We start from the raw sequence: 16,094 nt of genomic DNA, 5'->3' as shown, positions 1-16,094 counted from the left end.
TATCCGTTTTTTTACTAAAAAAGTATGGAGGGGTGAAGGTGAAGTATGCCAAAGTAAGAAGTGCTGCACTGATTGGCATTGAAGGTGCCATCGTTGAAATCGAAGTGGCCATTCATCAAGGTCTACCTGCTTTTGAGTTAGTAGGCTTGCCCAACTCTGTGGTGCGGGAGGCGAAGGAGCGGGTACGCTCGGTGATTCGTAATCTTGGCATGGTATTCCCCATGCAACGGATTACAGTGAATATGGCGCCGGCGGATCTACGGAAGGAAGGCGCCAATTACGATTTACCCTTGGCTGTTGCTATTCTACAAGCCAGTGAACAGATTGATCTCCCTTGGTTGGAAGAGACCCTTCTCTTCGGGGAATTGGCCCTCGATGGGAGCTGTCGGCAGATCAAAGGCTTAATGCCTATGCTTCTTGCCGGGAAAGCCCGTGGATATACGAAGGCGGTGGTGCCTGCTGCCAATGAAGGAGAAGCGCAGACCGTACAAGGTATGGAAATCACAGCACTTCATTCACTAGCGGAACTATTATCATGGTCGAAAGGTGAGGAGCGTGGCTCAATTGCGCAAGTAACCATTAGTCAACTTGCCATGACAAGGGAAGAGCAGACTACCTCTGTTCAGGCAGAAGCACAAGGGAGTCGTAAGGATTTCGCCGATGTGCATGGACAGCAGCAGGTAAAGCGCGCCATCACCATCGCATGCAGTGGGATGCATAATCTCATCTTGATCGGCCCACCAGGCTCTGGAAAAACCATGCTCGCAGAACGAATGTCCACCATCTTACCCTTCTTGCAGGAGGATGAGTGGTTAGAGGTTGCCTGTATTCGGAGTATTAGCGGAGAAGGGGAGAACGTTGGTTCAACACAGCGTCCCTTTCGCGCTCCCCATCATACCATTACGCCAACGGGACTGCTTGGCGGGGGACAGATTCCCTACCCTGGTGAAGTGACACGCGCCCACGGCGGTATCCTCTTCCTCGACGAAATGCTAGAATACCCCCTGCGCTTGCTGGAGATGCTCCGTCAGCCTCTAGAGGATGGAGAGATCTCCATCCAACGCTCCCATTACTCCTATACTTACCCCGCTCGTTTCCTCTGTGTGGCAGCCATGAATCCTTGTCCTTGTGGCTATTGGGGCTATGATGAACGCTGTCAGTGCACACAACAACAAATCCAACGTTATCGGAGTCGACTCTCTGGCCCTATCCTCGACCGCTTTGATCTCCATGTGGAGGTACCGCCTGCTAGCTTTGAAGAATTGCTAGGGAGAAGAAAACGAAAAGAACAAGAGAGCTCCGTTATGATGGCCCAGCGTGTTGCAAAGGCACAGCAGATGCAGCGACAGCGCCATCAGGAGTTGGGCTGGACCATCCAATGGAATCGCCAATTGACACCGCAGCAGGTGGATCAAGTGGTGCAGCTGGATCAGAACGGACGAGCACAGTTGGAGCAGGCTTATCATCAATTAGGATTATCACCTCGTGGTCTCTATCGTATTTTACGGGTCGCTCGTACCGTTGCCGATCTAGAAGGGAGTATAGAAGTTCAGCTTCCCCATCTCTTAGAGGCGATTCAATATCGTGTACTTGATCGGGGAGATGGGCAACGTTAGTGTTAAAACAGTGATACTATCGAATCAAGCCGAAGGAGCAACGAAAGGAGTAACAATATGATCAAAATCTTAGATCTTCAAGCCCCAGCCTTCTTTCGGAGAGGGATTGCCAAGCAATTGCTTCAGTATGTATTAGAATTCCCGCATATTACCGATTTTCCGAACGTGAAAGCCCACTTCGGTGCGATAGCACACCCTTTAGGGGTGGGATGAAAGTGAGGTTGGATACGGAGTACCACAGGAAACCGTAAGGTTTGTGATACTTCAAGTATCCAAAACGTAACCTCACTATTTTTCATATCTCATTGCTGTAGTTTTATTAATCAACTGATACAATGTGCATATGAACGAATACAGACGAACAAACACAACCGTATCATTAAATAAGTATCATTTCGTTTTTTTGCCCTCGATATAGAAGGAAAATATTCCTTCGTGCTGATGTAGAGAAACGCTTCAAACAGTTGGCACAAGAAATATGTGAAGAATTAGAAGCTGTCATTGTTGCTTTAGAGTGTGACAAAGACCATACACATATGTTTCTAAATGCACTGCCAACACTTAGTCCTGCTGGTATTATGGCAAAAAACAAGGGGGTGAAACGTATGTCACAAACAATCACAGTGAAAGTCAAATTGCTTCCAACAAAAGAACAAACCTCTATCTTAACCGCTATGAGCAAAGAATATATCTCTACAATGAACACACTTGTTTCTGAAATGGTCGCTGAAAAGAAAAGCACGAAAAAGACGACAAAAGATGTCCCTGCACATCTTCCAAGTGCAGTGAAAAACCAAGCGATTCAAGATGCAAAAAGCGTGTTTCAAAAAGTGAAGAAAAGTAAATACACGATGATTCCTATCCTCAAGAAACCTGTTTGCGTATGGAATAACCAAAACTATTCATTGGACTCCTCTTATATCAATCTACCTTTGATGATGGATGGAAAAGCAAAGAAAGTGCCTATTCGTGCATTGTTGGTGGATAAACATAACCGTACTTTCGATTTGTTGAAGCACCAATTAGGTACACTTCGTATCACAAAAAAATCAAACAAATGGATTGCACAAATTTCCGTCACCATTCCTAGAAGTGAAGAAACAGGAACAAAGACAATGGGCGTAGATTTAGGTTTGAAAGTCCCTGCGGTTGCGGTAACAGAGGATGAAAAGGTCCGTTTCTTTGGGAATGGCAGACAGAACAAGTATGTCCGACGTATGTTCAAATCCAAACGCAAGAAATTAGGGAAACTAAAGAAATTAAACGCCATTCGCAATCTCGATGATAAAGAACAACGATATATGAAAGACCAAGACCACAAGGTTAGCCGTGCAATCATCAATTTTGCTAAAGAAAATAAGATTTCTGTCATTCGCTTAGAACAATTAGCGAACATCCGACAGACGGCAAGAACAAGCCGTAAAAACGAAAAGAATTTGCACAACTGGTCATTCTATCGCTTGTCTCAATTTATTGAATACAAAGCGAATTTAGCGGGTATTAAAGTGGAGTATGTGAATCCTGCCTACACAAGTCAAACATGTCCAAAGTGTTCCGCTAAAAATAAGGCACAGGACCGGAAATATACATGCGAATGTGGCTTCCAGAAACATAGGGATTTAGTCGGTGCGATGAATATTCGATACGCACCTGTGATTGATGGTCATAGTCAATCAGCCTAAGATGCTAGATGCACTGTCTTAGGAGGGGCAATGAGATGCCCTCATCTTGCAGGCTGTTCAAAACAGAAATGGACTGCGAACGCTTAGTCATGCAAGAATCCCACCCGGATACCGTAAGGTAGAGGGCTTGCGTCTTTAGACGTGGGAGTCTCAAAAGGTGGGGTGTAATGACAGGAGCAGCTAATCAACCTGCCATCCAACTCTATGAAAAACTCCACTTCCAACGATTAACTGATGTGGAAGTGGAGCCAGGTGTCTGGATGGCACGGTTTTTACGAGAATGATGGTTAATTAGGAGAACCGGGATTGCTATAGCTATCGATGTCTTCAAGTTCGGTTAGCTGATCCAATGGTGAGAAATCAGTAATTCGATTGTTAGATATACTGAGTGTTTTCAGATGGATAAAGTCAGTTAATGGTGTAATGTCCTCAATTTCATTATCACTTAGATTAAGATAATTTAGATGTTCTAATGAAGCAAGGGGAGTGACAGTCTCAATTTCGATCTGATTATGACTTAGATTTAGCCTTTCAAGATTGATAAGGTGAGCTAAGGGACTTGCATCACTTACTTGATTATATAATAGGTTAAGGTATTTTAGATGTGTGAGTGATGCTAATGGGCTAATGTCTACGATTTCATTCTCCCAAAGCGTAAGTTCCACCAAATTTGTAAGAGAAGCGAGTGGACTCACATCCTTGAGCATATTGGAGTTCAAATTGAGATTTTCTAAATTGATGAGACGAGCTAAGGGACTCACATCTGTGATCCGATTGCTATACAAATCGAGGTAGGTTAACTGTTCTAAGGATGCAAGGGGAGTAAGATCGCTGATCTTATTCCCCTTTAATTCTAATGATTCAAGTTGAGTTAATTCAGCAAGGGGTTCGATATTATGGATCCAGTTTTGCTCTAGACATAATAGCTTTAGATTCGTAAAGTATTGAAGTCCTTCCAGATTTTCAATATTGGCTTGGTTAATTGCTAGGTTTTCACGGGCAAGGGCCTCATCATAGGAAATGAATCCATCACCATTGGTATCCAGTCCTGCTTTGATCAGGGCATCAAGAAGAAAAGGATCGGGGATTTCGATCTGATCTTCCATCGGTGTTGGAAGCGGTTCCTGGATCTCTGTTACCTTATCCTCTTCACCTGTAAGTGAAAAAATCGCCAACAGCGTAACTATAAGTACTAGTCCGATAAGCAAGGATTGTTTCTGCATGGTTGTACCACCTTTTCAAAAATTATTTTTAAATTCATTTCTCCTACTTCATGATGGTTTTGACATCTCTACCTCAGCCAACTTCCAGCCCCGAACTTGCGGTTCTAGCCATTCGCCAAGTTGGAAGATGGCATCTTCATTTCCTACCGCGCTTAAGATTTGGAGACCAATGGGCATACCAAATTCAGAAGCCACAGGGATGGTGAGGGAAGGTAAGCCCCAGGTATTGCCATAGGCTACGAAGGGCATAAACTGCCGGAAGGTACGGCGAACGGAAAAGATCTCTTTATACACCTGACCATGGCGGAGAGCAGGGGTATGGTAGACGGGCAGGATAAGGAGACGCTTCGCTAAGTATGCTTGCACCTCTTGATCACGTTCAAGAATGGTTGCCTGAATACGTTCAACCTTACTTGGCTTGGGGGCAAAGAGAGAAGCACCGACCATGGCCCAGCTCAGATAACGATGTAAGTCAGTATTGCCACGAAGCCGCTCGCGAAGCCAGGTACGGACAGGACGTTGTGGCTTCTCCCCAAAAGCAATGGTCGCCACACTACGTGCCCCATCGATGGACATGGCCAGTTGCCAGAGCAGGGCAGATTCATGGTAGTAAGGTGGTGTCTCATCGACCAAGGGGAAATCTGTCTCAACCGCATCTCTTACCGTGAAGAGAGCTTTTTGTGTTCCTGCGGTAATGGGATAATGCAATTGGTGAAGTGGCATGGCAATGGTAAATTCCTGAAGATTCTGAGAAGATGGTACCTGATGTGCAATGATCTCATTAATCGTGCGAGCGTCCCGAACCGACTTTGCCATGGCACCCATCCCGAGCATCCGTTCTTGAATGGGGATCTCATTATAAGGATAGGATCCATGTTGGGAGACCTGACCATTCCCACTTTTAAAGCCGATGACGCCATTAAAGTGGGCAGGAAAGCGGATGGACCCACCAATATCAGATCCGATGCCTACTGCAGCCCCGCCTGCAGCGATGAGGGCACCTTCCCCACCGCTGGAGCCACCAGCAGTACAGGCGATGTTCCAGGGATTATTGGTGCGTCCGTATAATTTATTCTCTGTTTCTTGGCAAAAGCAGAGGGCTGGTGTATTGGTTTTCCCGAGAATAATGGCACCTTCTCGCTTCAGCAGCGTCACAATTTCTGCATCCTCCTGAATGATCCGATCCTTTTGGTGGAGTAAGCCCCCAGTGGTTCGCATTCCTGCTACATCGAAGGATTCTTTCATACTAATGGGCACACCAAAGAGCCGACCGTCTGCCTTGCCTGCTTGGAGTTGTAGATCAGCCTCTTTCGCCTCTGCCCGCGCCTCTTCGTAGCGTTTTTCCACCACTGCATTAATCGTAGGGTTCACTGCTTCAATTCGTTCAATATATGTTTCTGTTGCTTCTTGGGCTGTTAGCTTCCCTTGCCGTATGGCTTCTGCAACGAGAGTCGCATCCATTTCTAAGAGATTCATAGATTCACCTCTCCTATTCCATATTTTGCATACATTATACCAAAAACAGCTATAAAAAGGGCAAGATGCCAGAATGTAAAGCACGGTCATAAGATCGTGTTTTTTTATGAAAAAAATTTCTTGAAAAAAAGTGTAGGGGTATCCCATTCGGATAACGTCTATAATGGTGAAAGTGAAACAGAGGGGAGGGAAGGCATATTGGAGACGAACGCATAATTCAACAGGTCCTTGCAGGGGAACCAGAGGCATACCGACAATTGGTAGAAAGCTATCAAGGACCTGTCTATGGAGCGGTCTTCGGTGTCCTACGTGATCCTACTTGGGCAAGAGATGTGACAACCCAGGTTTTCGTCCGTGCCTACTATGCCCTCCCTCGCTATGAAGGACAAGGATTCAAAACCTGGCTGATGCGGATTGCTGTCAATCTCGCTATCGATGAAAAAAGAAAAGAAGAACGGCAGGTCCGCTTATCTCTCTTAGTACAGGGTGAACCTACATTCGTTCATACCCAGACAGCCTCACCAGAGCAGCAGGTGCTTGTATGGGAGCAGGAAGCAGAGATGCAAAGGCGGTTAAGCGAGCTCCCTGCAGGCTATCGTGAGGTGCTGGTAGCCTACTATTTTGAAGAAAAAACCTATCAAGAGATTGCCGAAGAACTACAGGTGACCGTGAAGACGGTAGAGACGAAACTGTATCGAGCACGCCAGTGGGTTCGAAAGCATTGGCGAAAGGAGGAATGGTGATGAATCATCTATCAGAGAGGATGTTGCGAGCTTATCTTGACAATACGTTGAGCAACGCGGAGAGCGGAGATCTAGAGCAGCATCTCTATCAATGTAATCAATGTCTAGAAGCATATTTACGCTGTATTGAGTCCAATCGTTCTCAGGTTCCTGAAGAGAGCATTGTAGAGATGAAGGAGTTCTATCCACAGGAATTGAACCTTGGCGATGCCGTGATGGCAGAAATCAAGCGAACAACTTCAGCTTCAGTGAAGGTTGAGCCATTAATCAATCAACTAAGCCCTGATGGACCGCATGATTCAGACCATCATCATTTTTCTAGTCGCGCTCGTCAGACCTTTCTCCATTACGCTATGGCGGCAGCGATTACGCTGGTTCTTCTCTCCACAGGTGTTTTTGAACAATTATTTGTCATCGTTGGTCAGGCAACCAATCAGGATCCTACCAGCAATGCGAACCCCATTTTGGAAGAGCAGGTACCTTGGAGTACCCAGATGATGGAGCATGTAGGCAGCTGGTTGGACAATATCAATGAAGAGTTAAAGGAGGGACGATAGAATGAATCAGCATAAAAGTAAATTTCTCGCGTTGATCCTAACGCTGATTCCTGGCTTGGGACACTTTTATCTCAATAAAAATATTCGCGCGCTATTCTACGCATTCACCTGTTTTGGCAGTCTCTTTATGGCAGCAGTGATTGGAATTGCAACCTATCAAGATGGAATTGCAGCATTTTTCGCTGTGATCGCCTTGTTCTTCTATGTGATGAGCTTCTTCGACATGGTGATCACCTTGCTGCGAAGACCTGCCACGGTACAAGGAGGGAATGGTGCCGTTACAGCAGATGGACCAATGCAAACGTCTCTAGACCAGCAAAATGAACGCTTCTTTACCATTCTGCTCTCCTTCATCCCTGGTCTTGGTCACTTGCAGATGGGCTTGATGCAAAGAGGAATGACATTCCTTGTGGGATTCTTTGGTGCAGCAGCCATGATTCTCTTCGTAACTGTCTTCACCTCCAGTGATAGCTTTCTCGTCTTTTTGTTGGCCTTACCCATCATCTGGTTTCTCAATTTCTTTGATGCTCTGCAGCTCTTGAATCGGAAGCAACAAGGGGAAACCTTGGTGGATCGGTCGGTTTTTGAAGATTGGGAGGAACATCGGGAGACTGGGAAGAAGAGTCGAATGTTTGCTACAGTGCTGGCTGTTTTCCCAGGTGCATCACAGATGTATCTCGGCATGCAACGACGGGGTCTTCAATTGATGGCTGCCTTCCTACTAGGGATTTTTGTCTTGGATGCCTTACGACTTTCACTGTTTCTTTTCTTAATTCCTATTCTGTGGTTCTATAGCTTTTTCGATGCCTTGCAACAGATTGCCAACTATCAGCATGGAAATCGGGAGGATAAACCGGTGATCGCTTATTTGCCCAATCGGCAAAAATGGTTGGCCATTACTTTAATTGTTCTTGGTCTCTATTACTTACTGGATATGTTCCTCTTCCCAGTAATCGATGACCTGTTGCGTCAATATGCTCAGATTAATTTCTACTATTGGTATAATCGTTATTTCCAAGGCTTGCTCATCTCCATCCTGCTCATTGCTGGTGGGATTAAGCTTCTACCAAAGCGACAGCCCAAATCAATTGGGTCAAGTCAAGCATCAAAGGAGGATGAATAAGATGGTAGACCATATGGATGATATAAACATCACGGAACCGACAATGGAACCGACAAAGGTAGAACCTACGAATAATGAGAAAAAAGCAACCTGGCGGGTGGGGACGCTTTCTATGGGCCTCACCCTCATCCTCCTGGGTATTTTCTTTCTTGCTTCTCTGTGGTTCGATTGGGATGGAACTCTACTGATAAAGCTCTGGTGGCCGGTACTTCTCATCATCCTTGGCTGTGAGATCTTCATCTATCTCTTACGGGTTGGAAAGGATGCACGTGTAAGGTATGACCTCTTTAGTATCTTTATCGTAGCTATCATTGGTTTTTCCTCCATCGCCTTAAATTTCTTTAATTCAACAGGACTGATCAATGCCATCTCTCGGGAAATTGGTAGTGAGCTGCAAAATGGTGATCTCCTACCATGGAAATACGGGACACCGCTAGATATCAAATATTTAGTGGTGGAAACAGGGGAGGAATCGGTGCAGATTGAAGGCAGTGATACAAGAGATATCCATCTATTCGGGACATATTCTGCATGGGTAGGGATGAATGAGCAGTTGCCTGAAATGGCGGCTGCTACTCTTGTTCAATCCTATCAGGTGGAGGATACGCTCTATATAAAGCTAAAACCTGCTAGGGAAAGCTATCGTTTTGCTAATCATCTTCGGACGAATCTTACGCTTACCTTACCTCGTTCGCTTAAGACGGAAATCCGTGGGAATTATGGCGTTCTAGAAGTGACTCCAGGTCAGTTAAAGAATGATTGGCGCATCGAAGCGGAAGGTGATCTTAAATTGCGCCTCCTCCAATCAGCGGACCAAAATCTTCAATTGCTAGCAGGCTATCCTTCGCAAGACGTGGCTCAACTCTTGCAATGGCAGAAGGTGGAGAGTCAAGCTAGCCAATCCAATGAGGAAAATAGCACATCAGTCCCAGGTGGATACCCGCTCTGGAGTGATTCCTTCTACCGTACCCAACTGCAAACAGGGAATGGTGGCCATCAGCTCCATGTAGAAGCTGGACAGGGCTTAGATGTTGTCTGGGTACAATAAGGATGAAGTGAAAACAAGATATGTTAGTTTTAAAGTCCTTGAGCTTTCAATAGCATAGTAAGAATTGAGGAAGGTCTTGTCCATATGACAAGGCTTTTTTCTTATTTTGTGTAAAAGATAGATTGATTTTCCAAAATAGTCAGAGTAGTATGCTACAATATCTCTGCTACAACAAGGGATTACAAGTACCGAAGCATCGGTAAATGACATGGAGGAGGAGTAGATGTGAAGCTTCGAAAGCAATGGATTGCCTTATTACTGGTCTTCTGTTTCATCTTTTCTTGGATTCCTGTTCAACCGGCTTATGCAGAAGCCCCATACAACTATGTAGAGGATTTTAATCAGGCACAGCTTCCTAGTGGTAGCTATGGAAGTGGGACATTCACAGGAAATCATGGCTTTACCTGGGCGTATACCGCTGCACGAGACCAAGGGGAGTATGGGATCGATGGAGCAGGGGTGATGCTACGACGGGCAAGTGATCAGAGTAGGATCGTGGCCACTAATCTACCTGGTGGGATTGATTCATTTGCTGTCGATTTAAAGAAGGGCTTTACAGGCAGTGGCGATCGCCAGGTTGAACTGTTGATTAATGGCACGGTCATTGCCCAATCGACACCCTTCGACCTCGATGGGGAGGTTATTCCCTTTGTGGTTGAAGGAATTCAGGTTGCTGGTGAATTTTCATTAGAGATTCGGAATGTAACCGAGAAGCAGGTGGTCCTCGATAATATCCGCTGGACAAGCTATGAGGGAAATGGTGAACCCAATCCTGATCCAGAGCCAGCGCCCCTCACCATCGTGGCTAATCCTCCAGCAGGTGCTGTTCCTGCAGGCACTACCATCCAATTAACGTCAGCCAATGTAGAAGCAGTCATTCATTACACGGTGGATGGAGAAGACCCTACTGAGGAGAGTCCGATTTATTCATCACCCATCACCATTGAAGCTCCCACCATCATCAAAGCGCGAGCCATCGCTGGCGATGAAGTGGGTGAAATCTATACCTTTACCTATACCATTCATGAAGTACCAGCCCAAATACAGATTCATCATCTCCAAGGCGCCAGTCATCGTTCTCCCTATGAAGGCCAGGTGGTAGAAGGAATCGAGGGGATCGTTACTTATGTGAATGGTACCCATGGCTTCTACATGCAAGCACCTCAAGCCGATGATGATCCCCGTACCTCTGAAGGAATCTATGTCTATCGGAAGAGCCATCCTGCACAAGTGGGAGATCGAGTACTTGTTACAGGTAAGGTAACGGAGTACCGAGAACGAGGCTATGATGATGCCCCTGATTTAACCAGTACACAGATTGTCGGACAAACGATTCAGGTTATAGAACGTGGCATTGCTCTGCCAGAACCTGTTCGCATTGGTGAGGATGGTCGGATTCCTCCCTTCTATGTTGTGGAAGCAGGTGCAGAGAATCTCTTCGATCCAGAACGGAATGCCCTTGATTTCTATGAGAGTTTAGAAGGCATGCTGATTGCGGCAGAAGGGTTGACTGTGGTTGCTCCAGAAAAATATCAGGAAGTGATCGTGGCCTTCAATGATGGACGGAATCATGCATATACCGAAGCAGGTGGTGTCCGCTTAACAACAGATGATGTGAACACACAGCGCCTGATGATTAAGTGGAATACGCCAGTGAATGTGGGCGATCGCTTAGAGGGTGAGCTACGTGGTGTGGTGGGCTATGATTTTAGTAATTATAAGATCTATCCACTCAATCCCATGCCGCAATTGATTAAGGCTGATCGTGAGCAGCCAGTTACCTCCATTGAGCCAGCTGATGATTTACTCACCATCGCTACCTATAATGTTGAGAACTATGCAGCCACCTCCGATCTACGGAAAACTCGCCGACTTGCCCAAAATATTGTGGGGCAATTGAAGGCGCCAGATATTATTGCCCTTGTCGAGGTTCAGGATAATGATGGTCCTAAGGATAGTGGCACAACTGATGCTAGCCGAACCTATGAGGCGTTAATGAGTGCCATCCTCGTGGAAGGTGGACCACAATATGCCTTTACCGATATTGCACCGCTAAATAAACAGGATGGTGGACAGCCTGGTGGTAATATTCGGGTAGGATATCTCTATAATCCAGAACGTGTTACCCTTGTGGATAAGCCAAAAGGGGATGCCACCACAGCGGTTACGATAACCGAGGAGGGGCTCTCCCATAATCCAGGACGGATTGCTCCTATGCACCCAGCCTTCCAAAGCTCACGGAAGCCCCTAGCTGCTCAGTTTGAGTTCCAAGGCGAAACGGTGGTCGTCGTAGCCAATCACTTTAACTCCAAGCAGGGGGATAGCCCGCTCTTTGGTAGTGAACAGCCACTGATTCTTCGTAGTGAAGGTAAACGGGTAGAGATTGCCCAGTTGGTACAGCAGTTTGTTAGCGATATGGCAGCCAACATGCCTGATGCCCATGTGGTGGTATTAGGTGACCTCAATGATTTTCAATTTGCGCCACCCTTACAGGTATTAACCCGAGAGCACTTAACCAATGTGATCGACCTCTTACCAGCAGAACAGCAATATACCTATAATTATCAGGGGAATTCTCAGGTGCTTGATCATATTCTGATCAGCAATCATTTGGTAGAGACTGCTGTAGTAGAAGTGATCCATCTGAACTCTGACTTCCATGAGTCAGCTGGTCGTGCCAGTGATCATGATCCCATCTTGGTTCAATTGGCATTAACCGGAGACATTACACCACCGCCTACAGTAGGAAAGGGTCAATTAGAATTGGTGGGACCTCGTTATCTTCATCCAAATCAGCCTTTCAATGTGATTCTCACGTTGAAGGGAGCAGAGGAAGTAACAGCAGGCGATCTATTGACGACGTGGGAGGAAGGCGTAGAACTTCTTAGTATTCAACCCTTAGGGGGAACCCTCCAGATTCAAGAAGGTCCACGGGCTGATCATGAACGTCGTACCCTCTTCTTCAGCGCTACTCCCTTGGCAGGTGATGTTCAGCTTTGGCAGTTGAAGCTACGGACCACCCGAGAATTTACTGGTGATTCCCTCCTACAAGTGGGAGGAAAGCTAGCTGATCTTCAAGGTCAAGCATGGCAAGTGACTCCTGTAACCTATCAATTGAAGGCGATTCACCATGACCTGAATGAGGATGGTCAGTTAACCGTAGGTGATTTAGGCATCTTCGCCAATTACTATGGAAAGAATAGCAAGAGTCCTGATTGGGAGATGGCACAGCGTGGCGATTTTAATGGAGATGGTCGTGTTGACCGTGCCGATCTACAGCAGTTACTCAACGCCATTATGGAAAGTGAGACAACCGCAGTGGTTCCTGATGTAGCTTCGTAAGCAGAACAAAAGAGCATTAGAAGATAGAGCATCCCCCTGTTCCTACATATTGGGACAGGGGGATGTTTCTATTATTCTGCAGCTTGATTATTGTTTTGTCGAGGGTCGCTTCCGCATCTCCTTAAGCACGGTCTGTAGGATGACCCGATTGGTCTCCTCATTGGTGGCGATGGCATAGCGACTATCCTGAGAGAATTGGTCAGCAGGCGTAGTAGGATACTCTCCGCAGATATCAACACCCAGCACTTGCTTCTCACGACTAATGGCCACCAGGGCTTCGATTAATAGGTCGAGGGACATGCTTCCTTGATCCCAGTTGGTACAAGCATCGGTGGTATCTAGCACATCTTTATCAATACTAATATACACATCCTTCGTAGGAAGCTGTTGGAGCTGTTCTAGCAATTCTGTAGAAGACCAATGGGAGGAAGGAAGTAGCTCCACACGGTGTAAGAGGAGCGGATCAATGGTGGAGAGCCGTTCCTTCCCCACGCCAATAATCAGCACCTGCTTTAAGTATTGGAGGCGGGAGATGGCATTGATCACCCAGGAGCCACAGGTGATGAGGGACGATCGAGCCATCTTCATATCGGTATGGTGGTCAAATAGGATAAGGGTAAAAGGTCGGTGGATCTGTGATAAGAGTAAATAGGAGAGATAGTGATAGTTTCCACTCCCAATAAAGGTGATGCCTCCTAGCTGGCGCTGTAAAATACGCTGTCGTAGCTCCGCCCAGGCATCTGGTGAGCAGTAGAGGTTGGTCTCAGGAATATCCTCTAGGGAGATCCAATTATATGGAGCCATCTCTCGTAAGGATTCTTGTGGTACATAGCTCTGATCAAGATTAAAAAAATTTACCTTGCCGTTCCAGTCACCCATCTTAATCACTTCCTTTGTTTGTCATGACGCGATTGGTGGTGGAAAGTTGTTTTTTCTTATTTTAAAACTCTCATTGTCATCTATTATAGCACTTTTGGCACCTTGCTAAGGTCAGAATATTTAATAAAATCAAAAAGTGAGAGGTGATTCAGTTGTCACAAAAAGAGGTTGCCACAAAGAATCCAGCATCTTCACTTTTGCCAAAAACGCCAAAGGGTGAAGCGACGCGAGAGCGAATTTTGCAGGCCGCAGAAGAAGTTTTCGGTGAAAAGGGTTACTATTTAGCATCGGTTGTGGATATTACACAGCGAGCCAAAATCGCGCAAGGAACCTTCTATCTTTATTTCCCTTCGAAGGAGGCTCTGTTTCGTCAATTGGTAGAGCAGCTTAGCCGAGATTTTCGTCGGATGATTCAACAAGAGATCGCCCACGCAACCAGTCCCCTTGATGCACAGCTGATGGGCTTTCGTACCTTCTTCATGTGGGTAAAGGAGCATCGTCATCTCTACCGCATTGTACAGCAGGCTGTCCTCGTCGATGAAGAACTGTTTCGCTGGTACTATGAGCGGTTGGCCCAAGGCTATGAGAAGGGGCTAGTAGCAGGAGTTCAAGCAGAGGCGTTCCGTCCTCTCCATACAGAGACGGTAGCCTATCTGCTGATGGGGATGGGACAGTTTATTGGGATGCGCTGGGTCTATTGGGAAGATGCTGAAGTGCCTGAGCATGTCATGGAGGAACTGATGCAGTTTGTTCGCCTCGCATTACAACGCTCCAATGATGAAGAGATCAAGGGGTAAAGTGAGGCAGATCCCTCGCAAGAGGAGACTACATTTTTCAACGAATAAAAGGAGGTAGGCGATGATTACGTTTTTCAATTGGGTTGATCAAAGAGCACGTTTAACCCCAGCACAGTTAGCCTTAATAGGGGAACGGGAACGGCTTACGTATGGAGAGTTAGCAGATCGCTCGATTCTTTGGGCCAAGGTACTGCAGACAGTCTATGGCTTGAAGAAGGGGGAGCGAGTGGCGATTCTGTCAGCGAATCGTTGGGAGTATATGCTCCTTTTTCTCGCACTGGCAAGGCTCGGTGTGGTGGCTGTACCACTCAATATTCGCTTACAGCAAGGGGAGCTAGAATACCAATTAAACGATTGTGAGCCGAGCCTATTTATCGTAAGTGCCCAGTTTCATACCCTCGGAAAAGCATTACAAGCAAGCTGTCAGATTCCTTACCTACTATCCATGGATGGAGGAGATGATCTCTCATCCCTACAGGAGCTTGTCCAGGGGCAGGTGGCATATCAAAATGACATAGCTGTAGATGCTCTAGAGCCCGATGATCCCTTTCTGATTATGTATACCTCAGGGACCACGGGGAAGCCGAAGGGAGCAGTGCTCACCCATGTCAATCTATACTGGAATGCCATGAATAATCTGTTGGGGCTAGAGATTACCAGTACCGATCGGATCCTCACCATTCTACCCCTTTTCCATATTGGGGGCCTAGGTCTCTTTGCCCTTCCAGGCTTTCTTGCAGGAGCAACCGTAGTGATACCAGATGGTTTTACCGCAGAGAAAGCCCTACAGATCATCGAAGAGGAGCGGATTACCATCATGATGGGGGTACCGACCATCTTCCAGTTGATCCGTCAGTCTTCACGTTTTGCTGATACCGATCTTTCATCCCTTCGATGGTTCTATACCGGTGGAGCACCTTGTCCATTGGAGCTCTATCAGTTCTTCTGGGAACGGAATATCCCCTTCACTCAAGGCTTTGGAACCACGGAAACAGCGCCCTCTGTCTTTTTAACACCTCGGACTCATATGTATGCCAAGCCTGGAACCGTGGGGAAAGCGGTGATGTTCTGTGAGGTAAAAGCAGTGGATACCCATGGTGAAGAGGTTCCCGTTGGTGAGATTGGTGAATTGGCAGTACGAGGTCCCCATGTATTCAAGGAATATTGGCGCCGACCTGAGGCGACGGCTGAGAGCTTCCATGATGGCTGGTTCCATACCGGGGATTTAATCAAAATCGATGAGGAAGGCTTCGTCACCATTATGGGGAGGAAGAAGGAGATGATCATCTCTGGTGGGGAGAATATCTATCCGCTGGAGGTAGAACAGATGCTCCATGAACATCCTGCCCTTGCCGATGCCGTAGTCGTAGGCGTTCCTGATCCCCATTGGGGAGAGGCGCCTGTGGCTGTGGTGGTGCGGAAGGAAGGGGCAAGCTGTTCCGGGCAAGAGCTACATCAGTATGCACAGGAACGCCTAGCCAAATATAAGTGCCCTAAAATGTATCATTTTGTAAGCGCTTTACCGACCAATGCCACAGGGAAGATTGATAAACGTTTGCTTCAGCAAGAGATGAAAGCGCTTTATTAGTCGGATGGTGGCAATAGAAG

At 46.5% G+C, this 16,094-nt stretch carries 13 protein-coding genes and 1 pseudogene; 11 read left to right on the top strand and 3 right to left on the bottom strand.

The window, feature by feature from the left end; genetic code table 11:
• Window positions 1-38: 38 nt before the first annotated feature.
• From BN1691_RS01085 to BN1691_RS01080, 4 genes and pseudogenes are all read left to right on the top strand, one after another.
• Entirely contained in the window at window positions 39-1,616 is a 1,578-nt protein-coding gene (locus tag BN1691_RS01085; protein WP_048600397.1) for a YifB family Mg chelatase-like AAA ATPase, read from the top strand.
• A gap of 57 nt (window positions 1,617-1,673) precedes the next feature.
• On the top strand, window positions 1,674-1,829 hold the full coding sequence (locus BN1691_RS14325) for a hypothetical protein (RefSeq protein ID WP_156179041.1): 156 nt from the start codon (window positions 1,674-1,676) through the stop codon (window positions 1,827-1,829).
• 130 nt (window positions 1,830-1,959) lie between these two features.
• Window positions 1,960-2,219: pseudogene (gene tnpA, locus BN1691_RS14490) on the top strand (IS200/IS605 family transposase); the annotation flags it as partial.
• 2 nt (window positions 2,220-2,221) lie between these two features.
• Window positions 2,222-3,298 (top strand): RNA-guided endonuclease TnpB family protein, encoded by a 1,077-nt coding sequence (locus BN1691_RS01080; RefSeq protein ID WP_048600396.1) that lies wholly within the window; start codon window positions 2,222-2,224, stop codon window positions 3,296-3,298.
• A gap of 287 nt (window positions 3,299-3,585) precedes the next feature.
• On the opposite strand, the gene BN1691_RS01075 is transcribed toward BN1691_RS01080, so the two are convergent.
• Window positions 3,586-4,521: a leucine-rich repeat domain-containing protein gene (locus BN1691_RS01075; RefSeq protein WP_048600395.1), complete on the bottom strand. Its 936-nt coding sequence runs from the start codon at window positions 4,519-4,521 to the stop codon at window positions 3,586-3,588.
• A gap of 48 nt (window positions 4,522-4,569) precedes the next feature.
• Window positions 4,570-5,997: an amidase gene (locus tag BN1691_RS01070; protein WP_231638323.1), complete on the bottom strand. Its 1,428-nt coding sequence runs from the start codon at window positions 5,995-5,997 to the stop codon at window positions 4,570-4,572.
• A 197-nt stretch (window positions 5,998-6,194) separates the two neighbouring features.
• Here BN1691_RS01070 and BN1691_RS01065 point away from each other — a divergent pair, with 197 nt between their 5' ends.
• The 5 genes from BN1691_RS01065 to BN1691_RS13795 all read left to right on the top strand — a co-directional run bounded on the left by BN1691_RS01065 (window position 6,195) and on the right by BN1691_RS13795 (window position 12,810).
• A complete protein-coding gene (locus BN1691_RS01065; RefSeq protein WP_076850056.1) occupies window positions 6,195-6,740 on the top strand; it encodes an RNA polymerase sigma factor in 546 nt (181 codons plus the stop codon).
• Window positions 6,740-7,297, top strand: a complete 558-nt coding sequence (locus BN1691_RS01060) for an anti-sigma factor (RefSeq protein WP_048600393.1) — start codon at window positions 6,740-6,742, stop codon at window positions 7,295-7,297. The genes BN1691_RS01065 and BN1691_RS01060 overlap by 1 nt, the downstream gene beginning before the upstream one ends.
• Window position 7,298: 1 nt before the next feature.
• Window positions 7,299-8,420, top strand: coding sequence for a hypothetical protein (locus BN1691_RS01055; protein ID WP_048600392.1), 1,122 nt, complete (start codon window positions 7,299-7,301; stop codon window positions 8,418-8,420).
• Between the two features lies 1 nt (window position 8,421).
• On the top strand, window positions 8,422-9,468 hold the full coding sequence (locus BN1691_RS01050) for a hypothetical protein (RefSeq protein WP_048600391.1): 1,047 nt from the start codon (window positions 8,422-8,424) through the stop codon (window positions 9,466-9,468).
• Window positions 9,469-9,693: 225 nt separating this feature from the next.
• Window positions 9,694-12,810: a chitobiase/beta-hexosaminidase C-terminal domain-containing protein gene (locus BN1691_RS13795; RefSeq protein ID WP_053083673.1), complete on the top strand. Its 3,117-nt coding sequence runs from the start codon at window positions 9,694-9,696 to the stop codon at window positions 12,808-12,810.
• An 87-nt stretch (window positions 12,811-12,897) separates the two neighbouring features.
• On the opposite strand, the gene BN1691_RS01040 is transcribed toward BN1691_RS13795, so the two are convergent.
• Window positions 12,898-13,689: an arginase family protein gene (locus BN1691_RS01040; RefSeq protein WP_048600390.1), complete on the bottom strand. Its 792-nt coding sequence runs from the start codon at window positions 13,687-13,689 to the stop codon at window positions 12,898-12,900.
• A 152-nt stretch (window positions 13,690-13,841) separates the two neighbouring features.
• Here BN1691_RS01040 and BN1691_RS01035 point away from each other — a divergent pair, with 152 nt between their 5' ends.
• Together BN1691_RS01035 and menE are read left to right on the top strand one after the other, a co-directional pair.
• Window positions 13,842-14,486 (top strand): TetR/AcrR family transcriptional regulator, encoded by a 645-nt coding sequence (locus tag BN1691_RS01035; RefSeq protein ID WP_231638322.1) that lies wholly within the window; start codon window positions 13,842-13,844, stop codon window positions 14,484-14,486.
• Between the two features lie 61 nt (window positions 14,487-14,547).
• Window positions 14,548-16,074 carry an o-succinylbenzoate--CoA ligase gene (menE, locus tag BN1691_RS01030; protein ID WP_048600389.1) on the top strand — a complete coding sequence of 509 codons (1,527 nt, stop codon included), beginning with the start codon at window positions 14,548-14,550 and terminating at the stop codon, window positions 16,072-16,074.
• Window positions 16,075-16,094: the final 20 nt, after the last annotated feature.

Origin of the sequence: Rubeoparvulum massiliense (assembly GCF_001049895.1) — a bacterium.
Taxonomy (GTDB): Bacteria; Bacillota; Bacilli; order Rubeoparvulales; family Rubeoparvulaceae; genus Rubeoparvulum; species Rubeoparvulum massiliense.
This window is presented reverse-complemented; position numbering and strand designations above follow the sequence as displayed.